Here is a 14,208-nt window from a genome sequence, read left to right on the forward strand (position 1 = left end):
AAACAAAGGCCCGTCGTGCTTACTTCTTCTTGCTGAACATCAGCAGGATCGAGTCCCAGATACGTCCGAAGATACCCGCTTCCGGCACGGCTTGCAGCGCGACGACCGGGAATTCGGACAGCGTCTTGCCATCGGCGACGATCTTCACGGTGCCGACCTGCTGGCCTTCAGTGAGCGGCGCGATCAGCGGCGCGTTGACGTCGACCTCGGTCTTGACCTTGTCGCCGAGGCCGCGCGGCACGGTCGCCCACTGGTCGCCCTTCACGCCGACCTGCACGGTGTTGTCCTTGCCCTTGTAGATGCGCGGCGTCGAGATCGCCTGGCCGCCCTTGAACAGGCGTACCGAATCGAACGCGCTGTAGCCGTAGTTCAGCATCTTCATGCTGTCCTGCGTACGCTCGCTTTCCTTCTGCTCGCCCATCATCACCGACACCAGGCGGCGCTGGCCGTCGACGCCCGGGATCGCGCGCTTCGCCGACGCGATCAGGCAGTAACCGGCCGCCTGCGTATGGCCGGTCTTCAGGCCGTCGACCGTCGGGTCGAGCCACAGCAGCCGGTTGCGGTTGCCCTGGCGGATGTTGTTGTACTTGAATTCCTTCTCCGAGAAGATGCTGTAGTACTGCGGAAAATCGCGGATCAGGTGGGCCGACAGCTTCGCGAGGTCGCCGGCCGTCGTGTAGTGGTTCGGGTCGGGCATGCCGTTCACGTCGGCGAAGTGCGTGCCCTTCATGCCGAGGCGCCCTGCCTCGTCGTTCATCATCGTGACGAACTGCCCTTCGCTGCCGCCGACGAGCTCGGCCAGCGCGATCGCGGCATCGTTGCCCGACTGGATGATCATCCCGTACACGAGGTCGTGCACGGACACCGGCTTGTTCGCCTCGATGAACATGCGCGACTCGTCGCGGCCGACGCGGCGCACCGCGTCGCTCGGCGTGACGATCTGCTCCATCGAGATCTTCTTCTTGTCGAGCGCCTCGAACACGAGGTAGGCCGTCATCAGCTTCGTCAGCGACGCCGGCTCGACGCGCTCGTCCGCATTGCCCGATGCGAGCACCGTGTTGCTCGTCGCGTCGACGAGCACCCACGAGCGCGCGTTCACGCCCGGCGGCGGCACCGCGCCCGGCATGTAGGTCGCGGGCGCGCCGGTGAACTGCTCGGCGGCCGGCGCCGCATGCGCGGCCTTGGCCTTGGCGGCCGGCTTCGCCTCGGCGACGACGATCGTCGAGGCGAGCGCGACGGGCAGCATCACGCCGAGCGCGACGTTGCGCGCGGCGGTGCCGAAGGCGATGGAGGAAGCGAGGGACTTGAGGCCTTGGGAAGACAGACGCATGATCGATTCAGGCTGATGGCAGAAAGTGCGGTGCGAGACGCGCAGGGTTGAACGGCAAGGCGGCGGGCGTCTCGGGCACTCGCCCGACACCGTCGGGCGACGCGAAACGCGCCGGTTGGACTCGTGCGGGCGCGTTCGGTTCGCGGCCGTCGCGAGCGGGCGGACAGGCGGCGAAACGAGCGCCGCATGGGCCCAGCCGGGCCGCGGGCAACGCGAAATGCGGCCATTATACGTGGCCGCGAACGGCGTTTTCGCGAACCTGGCGGCGGACACCCGCATACCGGTTGCGAGAGCATCGCACGGGCATGCAACGGACACACGCGCTCGAAGCCGCGCGAAAGGCGTGCGCAGGCGGCGTGCAAGTCGGGTTGCGCCGCCATGCGGCCGGCGGCGCGCCGTGCGGGGCGGCGCGATGTTGCGTGAAGTTTCGGGAAGGGGCGCGCCTCAGCCGCCCGGGCGCCGGTGCGCGGTACGGTCGCCGGCGCTCACGCCGGCCATCGCATGCAGGCCAGGGCCTGTTCACACTGTGACGGGCTTGCGCCGGCCCTAGCGCCACGCGTCGACGATGATGCGCTTCAGCACGTGCAGCTTGCGATGGAGAAAATGCTCGGCGCCGGGAATCACGACGACCGGCAGCTCCTGCGGCCGCGCCCAGTCGTACACCGACGCGATCGGCACCGTGTCGTCGGTTTCGCCGTGGATCACGAGCGTGTTCTCGGGCACGTCGGCCACCTGCCAGCGGCTCGCGGCCGTGCCGACGAACACCATCCGCTCGATCGTCTCGCCCGCGTCGCGCAAGCGCTTCGCGACGTGCGACAGCACGAAGGTGCCGAACGAGAAGCCCGCGAGCACGAGCGGCAGGTCCGCATACGCGGGCTGCGCGCGCATGTGCGCGAGCACCGCGAGCAGGTCGTCGGCCTCGCCCGTGCCGTTGTCGTGCACGCCTTCGGTCGCGCCGACGCCACGGAAGTTCGACCGGTAGACGACGTAGTTCAACTGCACGAGCGTGCGCGCGAGCGTTTGCGCGACCTTGTTGTCCATCGTGCCGCCGAACAGCGGATGCGGATGCGCGACGAGCGCGATGCCGCGCGGCGCGGCGTCGCCTTCGCGCACCGCGTCGGGCAGGTCGACCGCGATTTCGATCTGCCCGATCGGGCCCGCGATCAGCGATTTCTGCGTATGAACGTTCATTCGGCCGGCCCGCTCAGATCTTCAGGCGGTCGACGACCTTGCCGTCGCGCAGGTGCGACTCGACGATCTCGTCGATGTCGGCCTGGTCGACGTACGTGTACCACGTGCCTTCCGGATACACGACCATCACCGGCCCTTCCTCGCAGCGGTCGAGACAGCCGGCCTTGTTGATGCGGACCTTGCCGGGACCCGCGAGACCGAGTTCCTTCACACGCTTTTTCGCGTATTCCTGCATGGTCTGTGCATCGCATTGCGCGCAGCTCGGGCGTTCGGCGCCCGGTTCGCGTTGATTCAGGCAGAAGAAGACGTGGTGCTGGTAGTAGGAATCCATGATGGTGACGAGCGGCCCGGCACGAAGCCGTGCGGAAAGAGGGGCGATGGATTGCCGTTGCGCGAGGCGGCAACGGAGGATGCGGACGATTATAGCGACCGGCGCACGCGGCTGCCCGCGGCACGGCCGCCGCCGCACGGCCCCGGCGTCGCGTCAGCGGCGCAGCGCGGCCGGCAGCCACGCGTGTTCGACGCGCTGGCCGAGCCAGATCAGCGCCGCGTAGGGCCAGATCCATGCGAGCCAGCGCGCGATGCTGTTGAAGTGCACGTAGCGGCCCTGTCGCCACCCCGACAGCGTGAAGTCGAAGAACGGGTTGACCGGCAGCAGGTTCACGAGCGCGACGCCGGCCAGCAGCGCGAGCGCCGCGAGCAGCGCGCGCCACGTCGCCGGCACGCGCAACGCGACGAGCGCCGCCGCGAAACCGAGCTCGATGCCGAGCCGCGCGCCGGGCGTCGCCCACACGACGACGAGGCCGGTGGCCGACTGCATGAACGTCGCGGCCGCCTTCAGCACGAGCGTGGCAACCACCAGCGCGATCAGCAGCCGGATGCGCGGCGCGCGCGCGCGCATCGCGAGCGACGCGATCGCCAGCGCGGCGAACAGCATCAGCCCGCCGAGCACGGCTTCCCACGCGGAATCGGACAGCCAGCCGTCGACCCGCTCGGGCCATTCGCTGACGCGCCATGCGGCCGGCAGCCACGCGAGCAGCGCGTCCTGCATCGACGCGTCGGCGCGCTCCCACAGCGCGGCCGGCCAGTCGCCGATGCCGAACAGGAACGGCGACGGAAACACGATCGCGAACGGCCACAGTGCAGCGAGCAGCAGCGGCGTCGAACCGTCGGGCTCCAGCCACGCGAAGCGCAGCCGGCGCAGCGCGCCGCGGTCGAGCAGCGCGCCGGTGGCCGGCGCCGCGAGCGCCGCGCCCAGCAGCGCGCCGAGCGCGTTGGCGCCGAGATCGAGATTCGACGCAACGCGCGTCGGCAGGTAGGTCTGCAGCGCTTCCATCGTGCCCGACAGCAGCACGCCGAGCGCGCCCGCGATCAGCGTCGCGGCCACGCCGCGCCAGCGCGGATGCAGCGCGAGCACGCCGAGCGCGCCGAACGGCAGATAGCCGAGTACGTTCGTGACCACGTCGAATGCGGTCACGTAGCGCTGCATCGGCGCGAACAGGTAATCGAACGGGCCGATGCCGAGCGACACCCAGCCTTCGAACGGATACAGCGACGCATAGACGATCAGCGCCGCGTAGGCGGCAAACGCCTGCCGCGCGAGCGGCGACGCGCGATGCGTGCCGGGCACGTTCATCGCGGATGCAATCGCGGCGGCACGTCGGGCGTCACGGCGTGCCCGCGTACGCCTGCACGCCGACCCATGCGGCGATCTGCGACACGAGTTCGTCGCTGGCCGCCGCGAGCGCACGCGCGCCGCCGGCGGCGTCGGGCGTGCTCGACGGCGCGCGCGCGACGAACGTGCGCTGACCGAGCACCTTGCCGTCCTGCATCAGCGTCGCGCGCGCGGTCACCGCGCCGTGGCTTTGCGACTGCCCGTCGAAGACCTGTTCGAATTCGCTGAGGTCGACCTTGAGGGTCGGCGCGCGCACGCCGTCGGCGCCTTCGAGCACCGTGCCGCGCGACGATAGCGCGCCGCGCAGCCGCTGCGTGAGCAGTTGCGCGGGCGGCGCGGTCCAGCGACTGTCGCGATAGACGGCCACGTGCTGCGCATCCGCGTACGCGAGGCGGTACGCGAACTTGTCCGAATCGAGCGCGTCGGGCGCGGCGACGTCGAGCACCTTCAGCGCGGGGCCCGAACCGGTGGTCGTCACCGACGATGCAGGCCCGAGGTCGTAGCGGATGTTCGACAGTACCGCGTCGTTGCCGGCGCAACCGGCCGCCAGCGCGAGCGTCAGCACGGCGAGCGCGGCTGCGGCCGGGCGCAGCGCGCGGTCAAGGATTCGTGGCATGGCGTATTCCTGCATGATGTGTCCGGTTTCGATGGGCGTCCTGTCCGGCCGCTCCCGGCCGGACGATCGATCAACTGCTGCCGTGTGTTCCGTATGTCCCGTGTATCACTTCCCGGCCGTCGCACCCGGCCAGACGAAGCCCGCCTCGCCGGGTCCCGGCGCCGCGCCGGGCGAACCGAACAACAGACTGCGCGGGTTGCGACCAAGTTCACCGGCGACGTCCTTCAATTGCCGCGACGCGTCGCCGACGCTGTCGGCCAGCGCATTGAAGCGCGGCAGCGTGTCGTACTGCACGCGCGCGTTGAGACCGTTCAGCGCGACGCCGACCTGCTCGGCGGCCGTGCCGGCCTTGTTCAGGTTCGACACGAGCGGCCCGTTCGGCTGCAGCAGCGTGTTCGCCGACGCCATCGCGCGGTTCACCTCGTGCATCGTTTCCGGCAGCGCGGTGACCGCCGGGCCGAGCTGCTTCGTCAGCGTCGCGGCGCCGTCGGCCGCGTGCTGCAGGCTTTCGGCGGTCGCGCGCAACTGCTCGCGCATCTCGGGCGACATCAGCGCGTTCGCGCTCTTCGCAGCGAGCTCGAGCTGCCGCAGCAGCACGTCGCCGCGCTCCTGGATCTGGTCGAACAGGCTCGGCCGCATCGGGATCTGCGCGATCGCCTTCGGCGACGACGGCAGCGGCGACAGATCGCGCCCCGTATCCTCCAGTTGCACGAACGCGATGCCCGTCACGCCCTGGAAGCCGAGGCTGCCGTAGGTCGACTGCGTGATCGGCGCATCGTGATCGACGAGGATACGGATGCGGATCTGGCCCGGATGCGTGCGATCGAAGCCGATCGACTGCACCTTGCCGACGTCGAGGCCGCGAAAGCGCACCGCCGCGTCCGGGAACAGCCCCGTCACGTTGGTGCGCGCGAGCAGGTCGTACGGCACGCGCACGGTGCGGTCGACGTTGAACCAGAACACGGTGCCCGCGATCGCGAGCGTCAGCGCGATCGTGAACAGGCCGGCCCAGAACGCATGTGATTTGTTTTCCATTCGCGGGTTCCTTGCTTCTACAGCTCGACGCTCGAGAGCGCCGGTTCGAGGGCCGCCTTCGGCAGCTTCGCACGCCGCTCGGGCGGCAGCGCCTGCAATGCGCGGCGCCCGCGCAGCCCCAGGAAATATTCGTGGATGAACGGATGGTCGACGTTCGCGGCCTCCTCGACGGGCGCGGCGACCAGCACCTTGCGGTCGGCCAGCACCGCGACGCGCGTCGACAGCGCGACCATCGTGTCGAGGTCGTGCGTCACCATCACGACGGTCAGCCCGAGCGTGCGATGCAGCGTCGCGATCAGCTCGACGAATTCGTCGGACGCCTGCGGATCGAGGCCGGCCGTCGGCTCGTCGAGGAACAGCAGTTCGGGCTCCAGCGCGATCGCGCGCGCGATGCCGACCCGTTTCACCATCCCGCCCGACAGCGCGGCCGGCATCTTCGACGCGTGCTTGCACGGCAGCCCGACCATCTCGAGCTTCAGCATCACGATGTCGTGCAGGAGATCCGGCGGCACGCGGCCGAGCTCGCGCAGCGGCTGCGCGACGTTGTCGAACACCGTCATCGACGAGAACAGCGCACCCTGCTGGAACAGCATCCCCGAACGCGTGCGCATCATCCGCGCGCTTGCATCGTCGATCGTCGACGTATCCTCGCCGAACACCTTGATCGTGCCCGACGTCGGCCGTTCGAGGCCCAGGATCTGGCGCACGAGCGTCGTCTTGCCGGAGCCCGACCCGCCGACGATCGACACGATCTCGCCGCGCCGCACGTCGAAGTCGAGCTTCTGGTGAACGATGTTGCGCCCGTAGCGCTTGGTCAGGTTGCGCACCTCGATCACGAGATCGCCGGCGTCGGCGGCCGCGTCCGGCCGGGAGCCGACCGACCCGGCGCCGATGGCCGCGGCATGCGCGGTCGTTTCGTTCGATGCGTTCATCCCAGCCCCACGTTCTGGAACAGGATCGCGAACACCGCGTCGGCGAGGATCACGACCGTGATCGACGACACCACCGACGTGGTCGTGCCTTCGCCGAGGCTCTGCGAGTTCGCCTTGATCCGGAAGCCGAAATGGCACGCGACCAGCGCGATCAGCATGCCGAACACGACGCCCTTGCCGACGCCGATGTACAGGTTCGCGATCGGCACGACGCCCGGCAGCGAGCGCACGAAATAGTTGATGTCGATGCCGAGCACCAGCTTCGCGGCGAGCGCGCCGCCCGTGAGCGCGATGATGTTGGTCCACATCACGAGCAGCGGCATCGCGACGCCGAGCGCGAGCACGCGCGGCAGGATCAGCCGCAGCCCGTGCGGAATGCCCATCACGCGCATCGCGTCGAGCTCCTCGGTCACCCGCATCACGCCGATCTGCGCGGTGATCGCCGAGCCGGAGCGGCCCGCGACGAGGATCGCCGACAGCACGGGGCCGAGCTCGCGGATCACCGACAGCCCGAGGATGTTCACGATGTAGCGGTTCGCGCCGAACATCTGCAACTGCTGCGCGGACAGGTAGCTGAGCACGATGCCGATCAGGAACGCGACGAGCGCGGTGATCGGCAGCGCCTGCGCGCCGGCGCTGTAGATGTTCGCGGAGATTTCCTTCCACGGCATCGTCTTCGGGCGGCGCAGCACCGACAGCGCATCGAGGATCACGCGGCCGAACATCGCGATGCCGCCCTGCAGGTGTTCGCCGAACGCGAAGATCGCCAGGCCGAGCCGCGTGACGGGATCGAAGCGCACGATGCGCTCCGGCGCCTCGCGTTCGCTGTCGAGCCGCTCGATGCGCTCGAAGATCGTGCGCTGCGTGGCGCTCAGCGCGACGCCGGCCGGCAGCTTGCGGCCCCATACGCGCCACAGCGCCTGGCCGCCGACGTGGTCGAGCCGCTCGATGCCGGACAGATCCCATTCGCTCACGCGCCCGGCGGCGATGCTCGCGATGCGGCGCGCCACGGCGCCGCGATTACGCGCGAGCGAGAGCGCGGTCCACTGGCCGGTCAGGCGCACCGTCTGGCCCTGGCCGCCGGCGTCGACCGACAGGCCGGGAGGAGTCTCGAAGTCCAAGGGCGGGTTGTTTGCAAAAGGATGACAGCGGCCATTGTAGCGAACCGCCCGATGCCGCGACGTGAGGATTTCCGGGGCCGGGCGGCGGCGTGCGGCCGGACGCGCCCGGCCCCGGGGTGCCGGCCGGACCGGCCCAACGCCGCCGCGGGCCACGGCCCGCTGCCCGCGTCGCGACCTTTCATTGTTCCGTCACGTTTCCTTTCGATACTCTCACGCGCCGCACCTCAGGCCGACGGCGCGCCGCGCCGCCATTCGTGCGTACCTCGCGTTTCATAAAACAGAACACCGAACAGGACAACCGATGCGTCTCCCCCCGCTTTCCCGCCGTCACGTGCCGGCCGCCGCCGCGCTCGCCAGCCTCGCCTTCGTCCTCGCCGGCTGCGGCGGCGACGACGTCACCGCCACGCCGCCGGCTCAGCCGGAGGCCCAGGCGCCCGTCGGCACGACGGCCACGCTCGCGCTGCTCGAGACGACCGACCTGCACACCAACGTGCTGTCGTACGACTATTTCAAGCTCGCCGCCGACAATTCACTCGGCTTCGAGCGCGTGTCGACGCTGATCGCGCAGGCGCGCAAGCAGTACCCGAACACGCTGCTGCTCGACAACGGCGACACGATCCAGGGCACCGCGCTATCGGACTACCAGGCGCTCGTGAAGCCGGTCGGCTGCGACCAGACGCTCGCGATCTACAAGGTGATGAACGCCGCGAAGTTCGACGGCGGCGGGATCGGCAACCATGAATTCAACTACGGGCTGCCGTACCTGTCGCAGGTGACCGGCAACACGTTCGAGGTCGACGGCCTGCCGGCGCCGGCCCAGCAGAAGAAGTGCGCGGGCCCGAACTTCCCGCAGGTACTCGCGAACGTGATCAGCGCGAAGACCAACGCGCCGCTGTTCACGCCGTACACGATCCTGACGCGCACGGTGACGGCCACGACGCCGGACGGCAAGACGGTCAGCGCGCCCGTGAAGATCGGCATCATCGGCTTCACGCCGCCCGCGATCATGAACTGGGACAAGCGCTGGCTCGACGGCAAGGTCTATACGACCGGGCTGAAGGAAGCGGCCGAGAAGTACATTCCGGAAATGCGCGCGAAAGGCGCCGATCTCGTCGTCGCGATCTCGCACGGCGGCCTCGACAATTCCGCGTACTCGCCGACGATGGAAAACGGCAGCTGGTGGCTGTCGAAGGTGTCCGGCATCGACGCGATGCTGATCGGCCACTCGCACCAGGTGTTCCCGGACGCGAACAGCACCGTGGCGCAGTTCAACCTGCCGGGCGTCGACAAGGTCAAGGGCACCGTCAACGGCGTGCCGACCGTGATGGCCAACTACTGGGGCAAGCATCTCGGCGTGATCAAGCTCGGCCTGAAGTTCGACGGCAAGACCTGGGCCGTCGACAAGTCGCAGACGACCGTCGAGGCACGGCCGATCCAGAACGCCGACAAGAGCTACGTCGCGGCCGACCCGTCGGTGTCCGCCGCGATCGCGGCCGAGCACCAGGCGACGATCGATTACGTGAAGACGCCGATCGGCTCCACCGACTACCGGATGAACTCGTACTTCGCGGACGTCGGCGATCCGGGCGCGATCCAGATCGTCAACGAGGCGCAGGCCGACTACGTGAAGACCTACGTGCAGGCGAACCTGCCGCAGTACGCATCGCTGCCGGTGCTGTCGGTCAGCGCGCCGTTCAAGAGCGGCTTCGGCGGCGGCACCGACTACACCGACGTCGCGCCGGGCGCGCTCGCGATCAACAACGCGGCCGACCTGTACCTGTATCCGAACACCGTGTACGCGGTGAAGGTGAGCGGCGCCGACGTGAAGAACTGGCTCGAGACGGCCGCCAAGCGCTTCAACACGATCGACCCGACCAAGGCCACCGTACAGCCGCTCGTCAGCACCTTCCCCGGCTACAACTTCGACATGTTCACGTCGGCCGATCTCGCGTATGAAATCGACGTCACGCAGCCGGTCGGCAGCCGGATCAGGAACCTGACGTACAAGGGCGCGGCGATCGACCCGAACGCGCAGTTCATCGTCGCGACCAACAACTACCGTGCGAGCGGCGGCGGCAACTTCCCGGGCCTCGACGGCAGCAAGACGATCTTCGCGTCGCCCGATGCGAACCGCGACGTGCTGATCGCGTTCATCAAGAAGCGCGGCGCGATCACGCGCGCGGCCGACGGCGCGCAGCGCAGCTGGCGCTTCACGAAGCTCGCGAGCTCGGTCGCGCACGTGCGGTTCGCGTCCGCGCCGAACCGCCTCGGCGACGCGGCGGCGGCCGGCCTGACCGGCATCACGCAGGTCGCGGCCGACGACGGCTCGGGCAAGAACCTCGCGACCTACGAAATCGACCTCACGCAATGAGACACGCGATGCAACCGATCCGGACGATGCGGCCCGCCGAAACCGGCGTCGCCGCCGCCGCGCGGCGCGTGCTGCGCGCGAAACTCCCGCCGGCCGCGCTGCTCGCGGCGGCGGCCGTGACCGTCGCGGCCGTCGTCGTGGCGACCGGCCTGCGCGGCGCCGGCCCCGCGCCGAGCGCCGCGCAGCTCGACGAATGGCAGGCGATGGTCACGCAGGCGACCGAGCCGCATGCGCTGGCCCAGTTGCGCACGCTCGCGCGCCGCGGCTCGGGCGCCGCGCAGGCGGCGCTCGGCATCGCGCTCGTCGATGCGCACGAGCCAGGGCTGCGCGACGAGGGGCGCGGCTGGCTGGAAACGGCCGCGGCGGCGGAGGGCAAGGCCGACGCGCCGGCCGCGCGGCGCGCGCAGCTTGCGCTCGGCAAGGCGTTGCTGCTCGGCAGCGGCGACATTCCGAAGGACTATGTGCGCGCCCGCGCGCTGCTCGGTGCAGCGGCCGAACAGGGCGACCCGGCCGCCGCGTACTACCTCGGGCTGATCTACCGCAGCGGCTACGGCATCGCGGCCGACCCGGTGCAGGCCGCGCACTGGTTCGACATCGCGTCGCGCGCGGACATCCCGGCCGCCGACTTCATGCTCGCGAACGCGTTCCGCGACGGCAGCGGCGTGCCGCGCGACGAGGTGCGCGCGCTCGCGCTGTATCGCCGCGCCGCCGAGCACGAGCTGCCGGAAGCCGTGCAGACGCTCGCGATGGCCTATCGCAACGGCGAACTCGGGCTTCGGCCCGACGCGGACGAGTTCCACGCGCAGTGGATCGAGACCGCGCACGCGCTGAAGCACCCGGTCGTCGCGCCGTGACGGCCGTTCGGCTGGGGAACGCGTGGGCGTGACCTGGCCGAACGGTTGCGTCACATGCGTCATCTGCGAGCCGTCGGCGGCGCACCAATCCTCGTTTCGACCCGCCAAGGCCCGGCGCTGAAGGGCAGGACGCCGCTCGCGTGCAAGATGACGTCGGAAGAGGACATCAAGGCGCTGGAGCGCGGATAGAGATGCAGCGCCAAGCCACGCCGTGTCGTCCTGCAGGTTAGGCGCGCCGTCCGGCGCGCGCCAACGCCCCCTGTCGCTACAATAGGCGCCATGAACGCCCCCACCTCCTCCGACACGCCCGAATCCGGCGACGCGCACATCGCGCGCAACCGGCTCGAGGCGCACCTGGACGCCGCGCCGCGCGCGTGGCCGCTCGACATCGTCGCCGCCACCGGCTCGACCAACGCCGACGTCGCGACCCGGCTCAAGGCGCTGCCGCGCAGCGCGAACGCGTTGCCCGCGCCGCTCGTGCGCGTCGCGTTCGAGCAGACGGCCGGCCGCGGCCGGCAGGGCCGCCCGTGGTTCGCGCAGCCCGGCAATGCGCTGCTGTGCTCGGTCGGCTGCATCGTGCCGCGCGCCGTCGATGCGCTCGGCGGCCTCAGCATCGCGATCGGCGTCGCGCTCGCCGAAGGGCTGGCCACGCTGCCGCTCGACGCCCGCACGCGCGTCGCGCTCAAATGGCCGAACGACCTGCTGCTGACGGCCGACGACGACGGCACGCCGCGCATCGTCGGCAAGCTCGCCGGGATCCTGATCGAAACCGTCTGGACCACCGCCGACGCCACCGCCGTCGTGATCGGCTTCGGCATCAACGTGCGCGGCGCGGAAGCCGTGGCCGCGCAGGTCGACGCGCTGCGCGCGCGCGAAGCGACGCTCGCGAGCGGCCTGCCGCCCGCCGCGCTGTCGATCGTGTGCGCGTCGGCGAACCTCACCGATACGCTCGCCGCGTCGCTGAACGCGCTCACGCCCGCCCTAGCGCAGTTCGGCACCGACGGCCTCGCGCCGTTCCTGCCGCGCTGGCACGCGCTGCACGCGTACGCGGGCCGCGAAGTCGTGCTGCTCGAACAGGGCGTCGAGCGCGCGCGCGGCATCGCGACGGGTATCGACGCGACCGGTCAGTTGCTGCTCGACACGCCGACCGGCGTGCAGACGATCGCGGCCGGCGACGTGTCGCTGCGCGAAGCGCAATGAGCGAACCGCACCTGCTGATCGATGCCGGCAACAGCCGGATCAAGTGGGCGCTCGCCGACGCGCGGCGCTCGCTCGTCGACACGGGCGCGTTCGGCCATACGCGCGACGGCGGCGCCGATCCCGACTGGTCGCACCTGCCGCGGCCGCGCGGCGCGTGGATCTCGAACGTCGCGGGCGCCGACGTGGCCGCACGGCTCGACGCGCTGCTCGACGCACGCTGGCCTGGCTTGCCGCGCACGACGATCCGCGCGCGGCCCGCGCAATGCGGCGTGACGAACGGCTATACGACGCCCGAACAGCTCGGCAGCGACCGATGGGCCGGCCTGATCGGCGCGCATGCGGCGTTTCCCGGCGAGCATCTGCTGATCGCGACGTTCGGCACCGCGACGACGCTCGAGGCATTGCGCGCGGACGGCCGCTTCACGGGCGGGTTGATCGCGCCGGGCTGGGCGCTGATGATGCGCGCGCTCGGCACGCACACCGCGCAGTTACCGACGCTGACCACGGATATCGCCAGCGGCCTGCTCGCGGGCGCGCAGGCCGAACCGTTCCAGATCGATACGCCACGCTCGCTGTCGGCCGGCTGCCTGTACGCGCAGGCCGGCCTGATCGAACGCGCGTGGCGCGATCTCGTCGCGGCGTGGCAGGCGCCCGTGCGGCTCGTGTTGGCAGGCGGGGCGGCGGACGACGTCGCGCGTGCGCTGACGGTCGCGCATACGCGGCATGACGCGCTGATCCTGTCCGGGCTCGCGCTGATCGCAGCGGACGCGGCCGCCCCGGCAACGGCGCAGGATTGACGCAAAAGCGTCGGCATCGCGCCGGCGCGTCGCGACGCAGGCCAAAGTGAGCCCGGCCGGCCCACGTCACGCCGACGAGGCAATACGCGCGGTACCGTGCCAGCGGCCCGCACGAACGGTCAACGAAAGCCATGAAAAAAGCCGGCCATGCGGCCGGCTCGACTGAACGACGTGAATCACGTCAATGACGACAAGGAGTTTCGACGATGCTGCGCTGGCTGATCGCTGTTCTCTTTCTCGCCAACATGCTCGCGTTCGTGGTGGCGCGCGGCATGTTCGGGCCGCTGCCCGCGGCCGGCCCGCGCGAACCGGGCGTGCTGTCGCGGCAAGTGCGGCCCGACGCATTGCGCGTGACACCGCTCGTGCGGGCGACCGACCAGCCCATCGTCGGCGGCCCGATCGCGGCGCCGGCCGTCACGACCGCACCGCTCGCGGCGTCCGCCCCGTGACGGCGCTGCGTCGCGCTCACGGCTGTTGCGCGCGCACCTTCTTCAGCAGTGCAGTGGTCGAGCGATCGTGCTCGAACGGAATCGCCAGCGCTCGGCCACCCCAGCCGCGCACGAGCGCCGATTCCGGCAGCGCGTCCATGTCGTAATCGCCGCCCTTCACGAGGATGTCCGGACGGACGGCTTCGATCAGCGACACGGGCGTCTTTTCCGCGAACGTCACGACCCAGTCGACGCTTTCCAGCGCCGCGAGCAGCGCCGCGCGATCCTCTTCGCGGTTGATCGGCCGGTCGTCGCCCTTGCCGAGCATGCGCACCGACGCATCGCTGTTCACGCCGACGATCAGGCAGGCGCCGAGCGCTTTCGCATCGGCGAGATACGTGACGTGACCACGATGCAGGATGTCGAACACGCCGTTGGTGAACACGACGGGCGACGGCAGCGATGCGCGCAGCGCGACGAGGGCATCACGGGTGATCAGCTTGCGTTCGAAAGTGGCGGACATGATGGAGATTGGACGGGATGAACGACGGCGCGCGCGACGGCGGCACCCGATAAAAAGCCCGCCGGACCGGCCGGGCGGGCTTCATGCGACGAGCGCGACACGGTGCCGCGAGCCGGGCGCGAACCGGACACGACT

The 14,208-nt window shown here is 70.2% G+C and carries 15 protein-coding genes; 6 read left to right on the forward strand and 9 right to left on the reverse strand.

All coding sequences use genetic code 11. The features are described from left to right. Window positions 1-19 precede the first annotated feature (19 nt). From SY91_RS01075 to SY91_RS01110, 8 genes are all read right to left on the reverse strand, one after another. Complete coding sequence (locus SY91_RS01075; RefSeq protein ID WP_006477687.1) at window positions 20-1,330, reverse strand: D-alanyl-D-alanine carboxypeptidase family protein; 1,311 nt, start codon at window positions 1,328-1,330, stop codon at window positions 20-22. 546 nt (window positions 1,331-1,876) lie between these two features. Further along, a complete protein-coding gene (locus SY91_RS01080; RefSeq protein WP_006477686.1) occupies window positions 1,877-2,521 on the reverse strand; it encodes an alpha/beta hydrolase in 645 nt (214 codons plus the stop codon). Between the two features lie 13 nt (window positions 2,522-2,534). After that, window positions 2,535-2,852 (reverse strand): (2Fe-2S) ferredoxin domain-containing protein, encoded by a 318-nt coding sequence (locus SY91_RS01085; RefSeq protein ID WP_011694422.1) that lies wholly within the window; start codon window positions 2,850-2,852, stop codon window positions 2,535-2,537. A gap of 153 nt (window positions 2,853-3,005) precedes the next feature. Beyond that, the gene (locus SY91_RS01090) at window positions 3,006-4,157 is read right to left on the reverse strand and encodes a VanZ family protein (protein WP_011546310.1); all 1,152 of its coding nucleotides are present in this window, start codon (window positions 4,155-4,157) and stop codon (window positions 3,006-3,008) included. A 31-nt stretch (window positions 4,158-4,188) separates the two neighbouring features. Next, window positions 4,189-4,812 carry an ABC-type transport auxiliary lipoprotein family protein gene (locus SY91_RS01095; RefSeq protein ID WP_023478104.1) on the reverse strand — a complete coding sequence of 208 codons (624 nt, stop codon included), beginning with the start codon at window positions 4,810-4,812 and terminating at the stop codon, window positions 4,189-4,191. 105 nt (window positions 4,813-4,917) lie between these two features. Then, entirely contained in the window at window positions 4,918-5,847 is a 930-nt protein-coding gene (locus tag SY91_RS01100; protein ID WP_006477682.1) for an MlaD family protein, read from the reverse strand. A gap of 17 nt (window positions 5,848-5,864) precedes the next feature. Next, on the reverse strand, window positions 5,865-6,779 hold the full coding sequence (locus SY91_RS01105; RefSeq protein WP_023478105.1) for an ABC transporter ATP-binding protein: 915 nt from the start codon (window positions 6,777-6,779) through the stop codon (window positions 5,865-5,867). Further along, window positions 6,776-7,900, reverse strand: a complete 1,125-nt coding sequence (locus tag SY91_RS01110) for an MlaE family ABC transporter permease (RefSeq protein ID WP_023478106.1) — start codon at window positions 7,898-7,900, stop codon at window positions 6,776-6,778. Before SY91_RS01110 ends, SY91_RS01105 begins: the two co-directional genes overlap by 4 nt. Before the next feature lie 301 nt (window positions 7,901-8,201). Between SY91_RS01110 and SY91_RS01115 the strand changes: the two genes are divergently transcribed. The 6 genes from SY91_RS01115 to SY91_RS01135 all read left to right on the forward strand — a co-directional run bounded on the left by SY91_RS01115 (window position 8,202) and on the right by SY91_RS01135 (window position 13,571). Continuing rightward, window positions 8,202-10,271, forward strand: a complete 2,070-nt coding sequence (locus tag SY91_RS01115; RefSeq protein WP_043888728.1) for a bifunctional 2',3'-cyclic-nucleotide 2'-phosphodiesterase/3'-nucleotidase — start codon at window positions 8,202-8,204, stop codon at window positions 10,269-10,271. A gap of 8 nt (window positions 10,272-10,279) precedes the next feature. Then, window positions 10,280-11,125, forward strand: coding sequence for a tetratricopeptide repeat protein (locus tag SY91_RS01120; protein WP_124592234.1), 846 nt, complete (start codon window positions 10,280-10,282; stop codon window positions 11,123-11,125). A 54-nt stretch (window positions 11,126-11,179) separates the two neighbouring features. Beyond that, a complete protein-coding gene (locus SY91_RS34915) occupies window positions 11,180-11,314 on the forward strand; it encodes a hypothetical protein (RefSeq protein WP_023477826.1) in 135 nt (44 codons plus the stop codon). A gap of 90 nt (window positions 11,315-11,404) precedes the next feature. Then, window positions 11,405-12,325, forward strand: a complete 921-nt coding sequence (locus SY91_RS01125; RefSeq protein ID WP_006477677.1) for a biotin--[acetyl-CoA-carboxylase] ligase — start codon at window positions 11,405-11,407, stop codon at window positions 12,323-12,325. After that, window positions 12,322-13,122, forward strand: coding sequence for a type III pantothenate kinase (locus tag SY91_RS01130; protein ID WP_023477827.1), 801 nt, complete (start codon window positions 12,322-12,324; stop codon window positions 13,120-13,122). Before SY91_RS01125 ends, SY91_RS01130 begins: the two co-directional genes overlap by 4 nt. 206 nt (window positions 13,123-13,328) lie before the next feature. Beyond that, complete coding sequence (locus SY91_RS01135) at window positions 13,329-13,571, forward strand: hypothetical protein (RefSeq protein WP_023477829.1); 243 nt, start codon at window positions 13,329-13,331, stop codon at window positions 13,569-13,571. Window positions 13,572-13,587: 16 nt separating this feature from the next. On the opposite strand, the gene rfaE2 is transcribed toward SY91_RS01135, so the two are convergent. Beyond that, window positions 13,588-14,073 (reverse strand): D-glycero-beta-D-manno-heptose 1-phosphate adenylyltransferase, encoded by a 486-nt coding sequence (gene rfaE2 / locus SY91_RS01140; RefSeq protein WP_006497810.1) that lies wholly within the window; start codon window positions 14,071-14,073, stop codon window positions 13,588-13,590. Window positions 14,074-14,208: the final 135 nt, after the last annotated feature.

This window comes from Burkholderia cenocepacia (assembly GCF_014211915.1).
Taxonomy (GTDB): domain Bacteria; phylum Pseudomonadota; class Gammaproteobacteria; order Burkholderiales; family Burkholderiaceae; genus Burkholderia; species Burkholderia orbicola.

Excerpts from the sequence above, each read along its gene's own strand:
- SY91_RS01075 (WP_006477687.1), bottom strand. The coding sequence starts at position 1,330 with ATGCGTCTGTCTTCCCAAGGCCTCAAGTCCCTCGCTTCCTCCATCGCC.
- SY91_RS01080 (WP_006477686.1), bottom strand. The coding sequence starts at position 2,521 with ATGAACGTTCATACGCAGAAATCGCTGATCGCGGGCCCGATCGGGCAG.
- SY91_RS01085 (WP_011694422.1), bottom strand. The coding sequence starts at position 2,852 with ATGGATTCCTACTACCAGCACCACGTCTTCTTCTGCCTGAATCAACGC.
- SY91_RS01090 (WP_011546310.1), bottom strand. The coding sequence starts at position 4,157 with ATGAACGTGCCCGGCACGCATCGCGCGTCGCCGCTCGCGCGGCAGGCG.
- SY91_RS01095 (WP_023478104.1), bottom strand. The coding sequence starts at position 4,812 with ATGCCACGAATCCTTGACCGCGCGCTGCGCCCGGCCGCAGCCGCGCTC.
- SY91_RS01100 (WP_006477682.1), bottom strand. The coding sequence starts at position 5,847 with ATGGAAAACAAATCACATGCGTTCTGGGCCGGCCTGTTCACGATCGCG.
- SY91_RS01105 (WP_023478105.1), bottom strand. The coding sequence starts at position 6,779 with ATGAACGCATCGAACGAAACGACCGCGCATGCCGCGGCCATCGGCGCC.
- SY91_RS01115 (WP_043888728.1), top strand. The coding sequence starts at position 8,202 with ATGCGTCTCCCCCCGCTTTCCCGCCGTCACGTGCCGGCCGCCGCCGCG.
- SY91_RS01120 (WP_124592234.1), top strand. The coding sequence starts at position 10,280 with ATGCAACCGATCCGGACGATGCGGCCCGCCGAAACCGGCGTCGCCGCC.
- SY91_RS34915 (WP_023477826.1), top strand. The coding sequence starts at position 11,180 with ATGCGTCATCTGCGAGCCGTCGGCGGCGCACCAATCCTCGTTTCGACC.
- SY91_RS01125 (WP_006477677.1), top strand. The coding sequence starts at position 11,405 with ATGAACGCCCCCACCTCCTCCGACACGCCCGAATCCGGCGACGCGCAC.
- SY91_RS01130 (WP_023477827.1), top strand. The coding sequence starts at position 12,322 with ATGAGCGAACCGCACCTGCTGATCGATGCCGGCAACAGCCGGATCAAG.
- SY91_RS01135 (WP_023477829.1), top strand. The coding sequence starts at position 13,329 with ATGCTGCGCTGGCTGATCGCTGTTCTCTTTCTCGCCAACATGCTCGCG.
- rfaE2 (WP_006497810.1), bottom strand. The coding sequence starts at position 14,073 with ATGTCCGCCACTTTCGAACGCAAGCTGATCACCCGTGATGCCCTCGTC.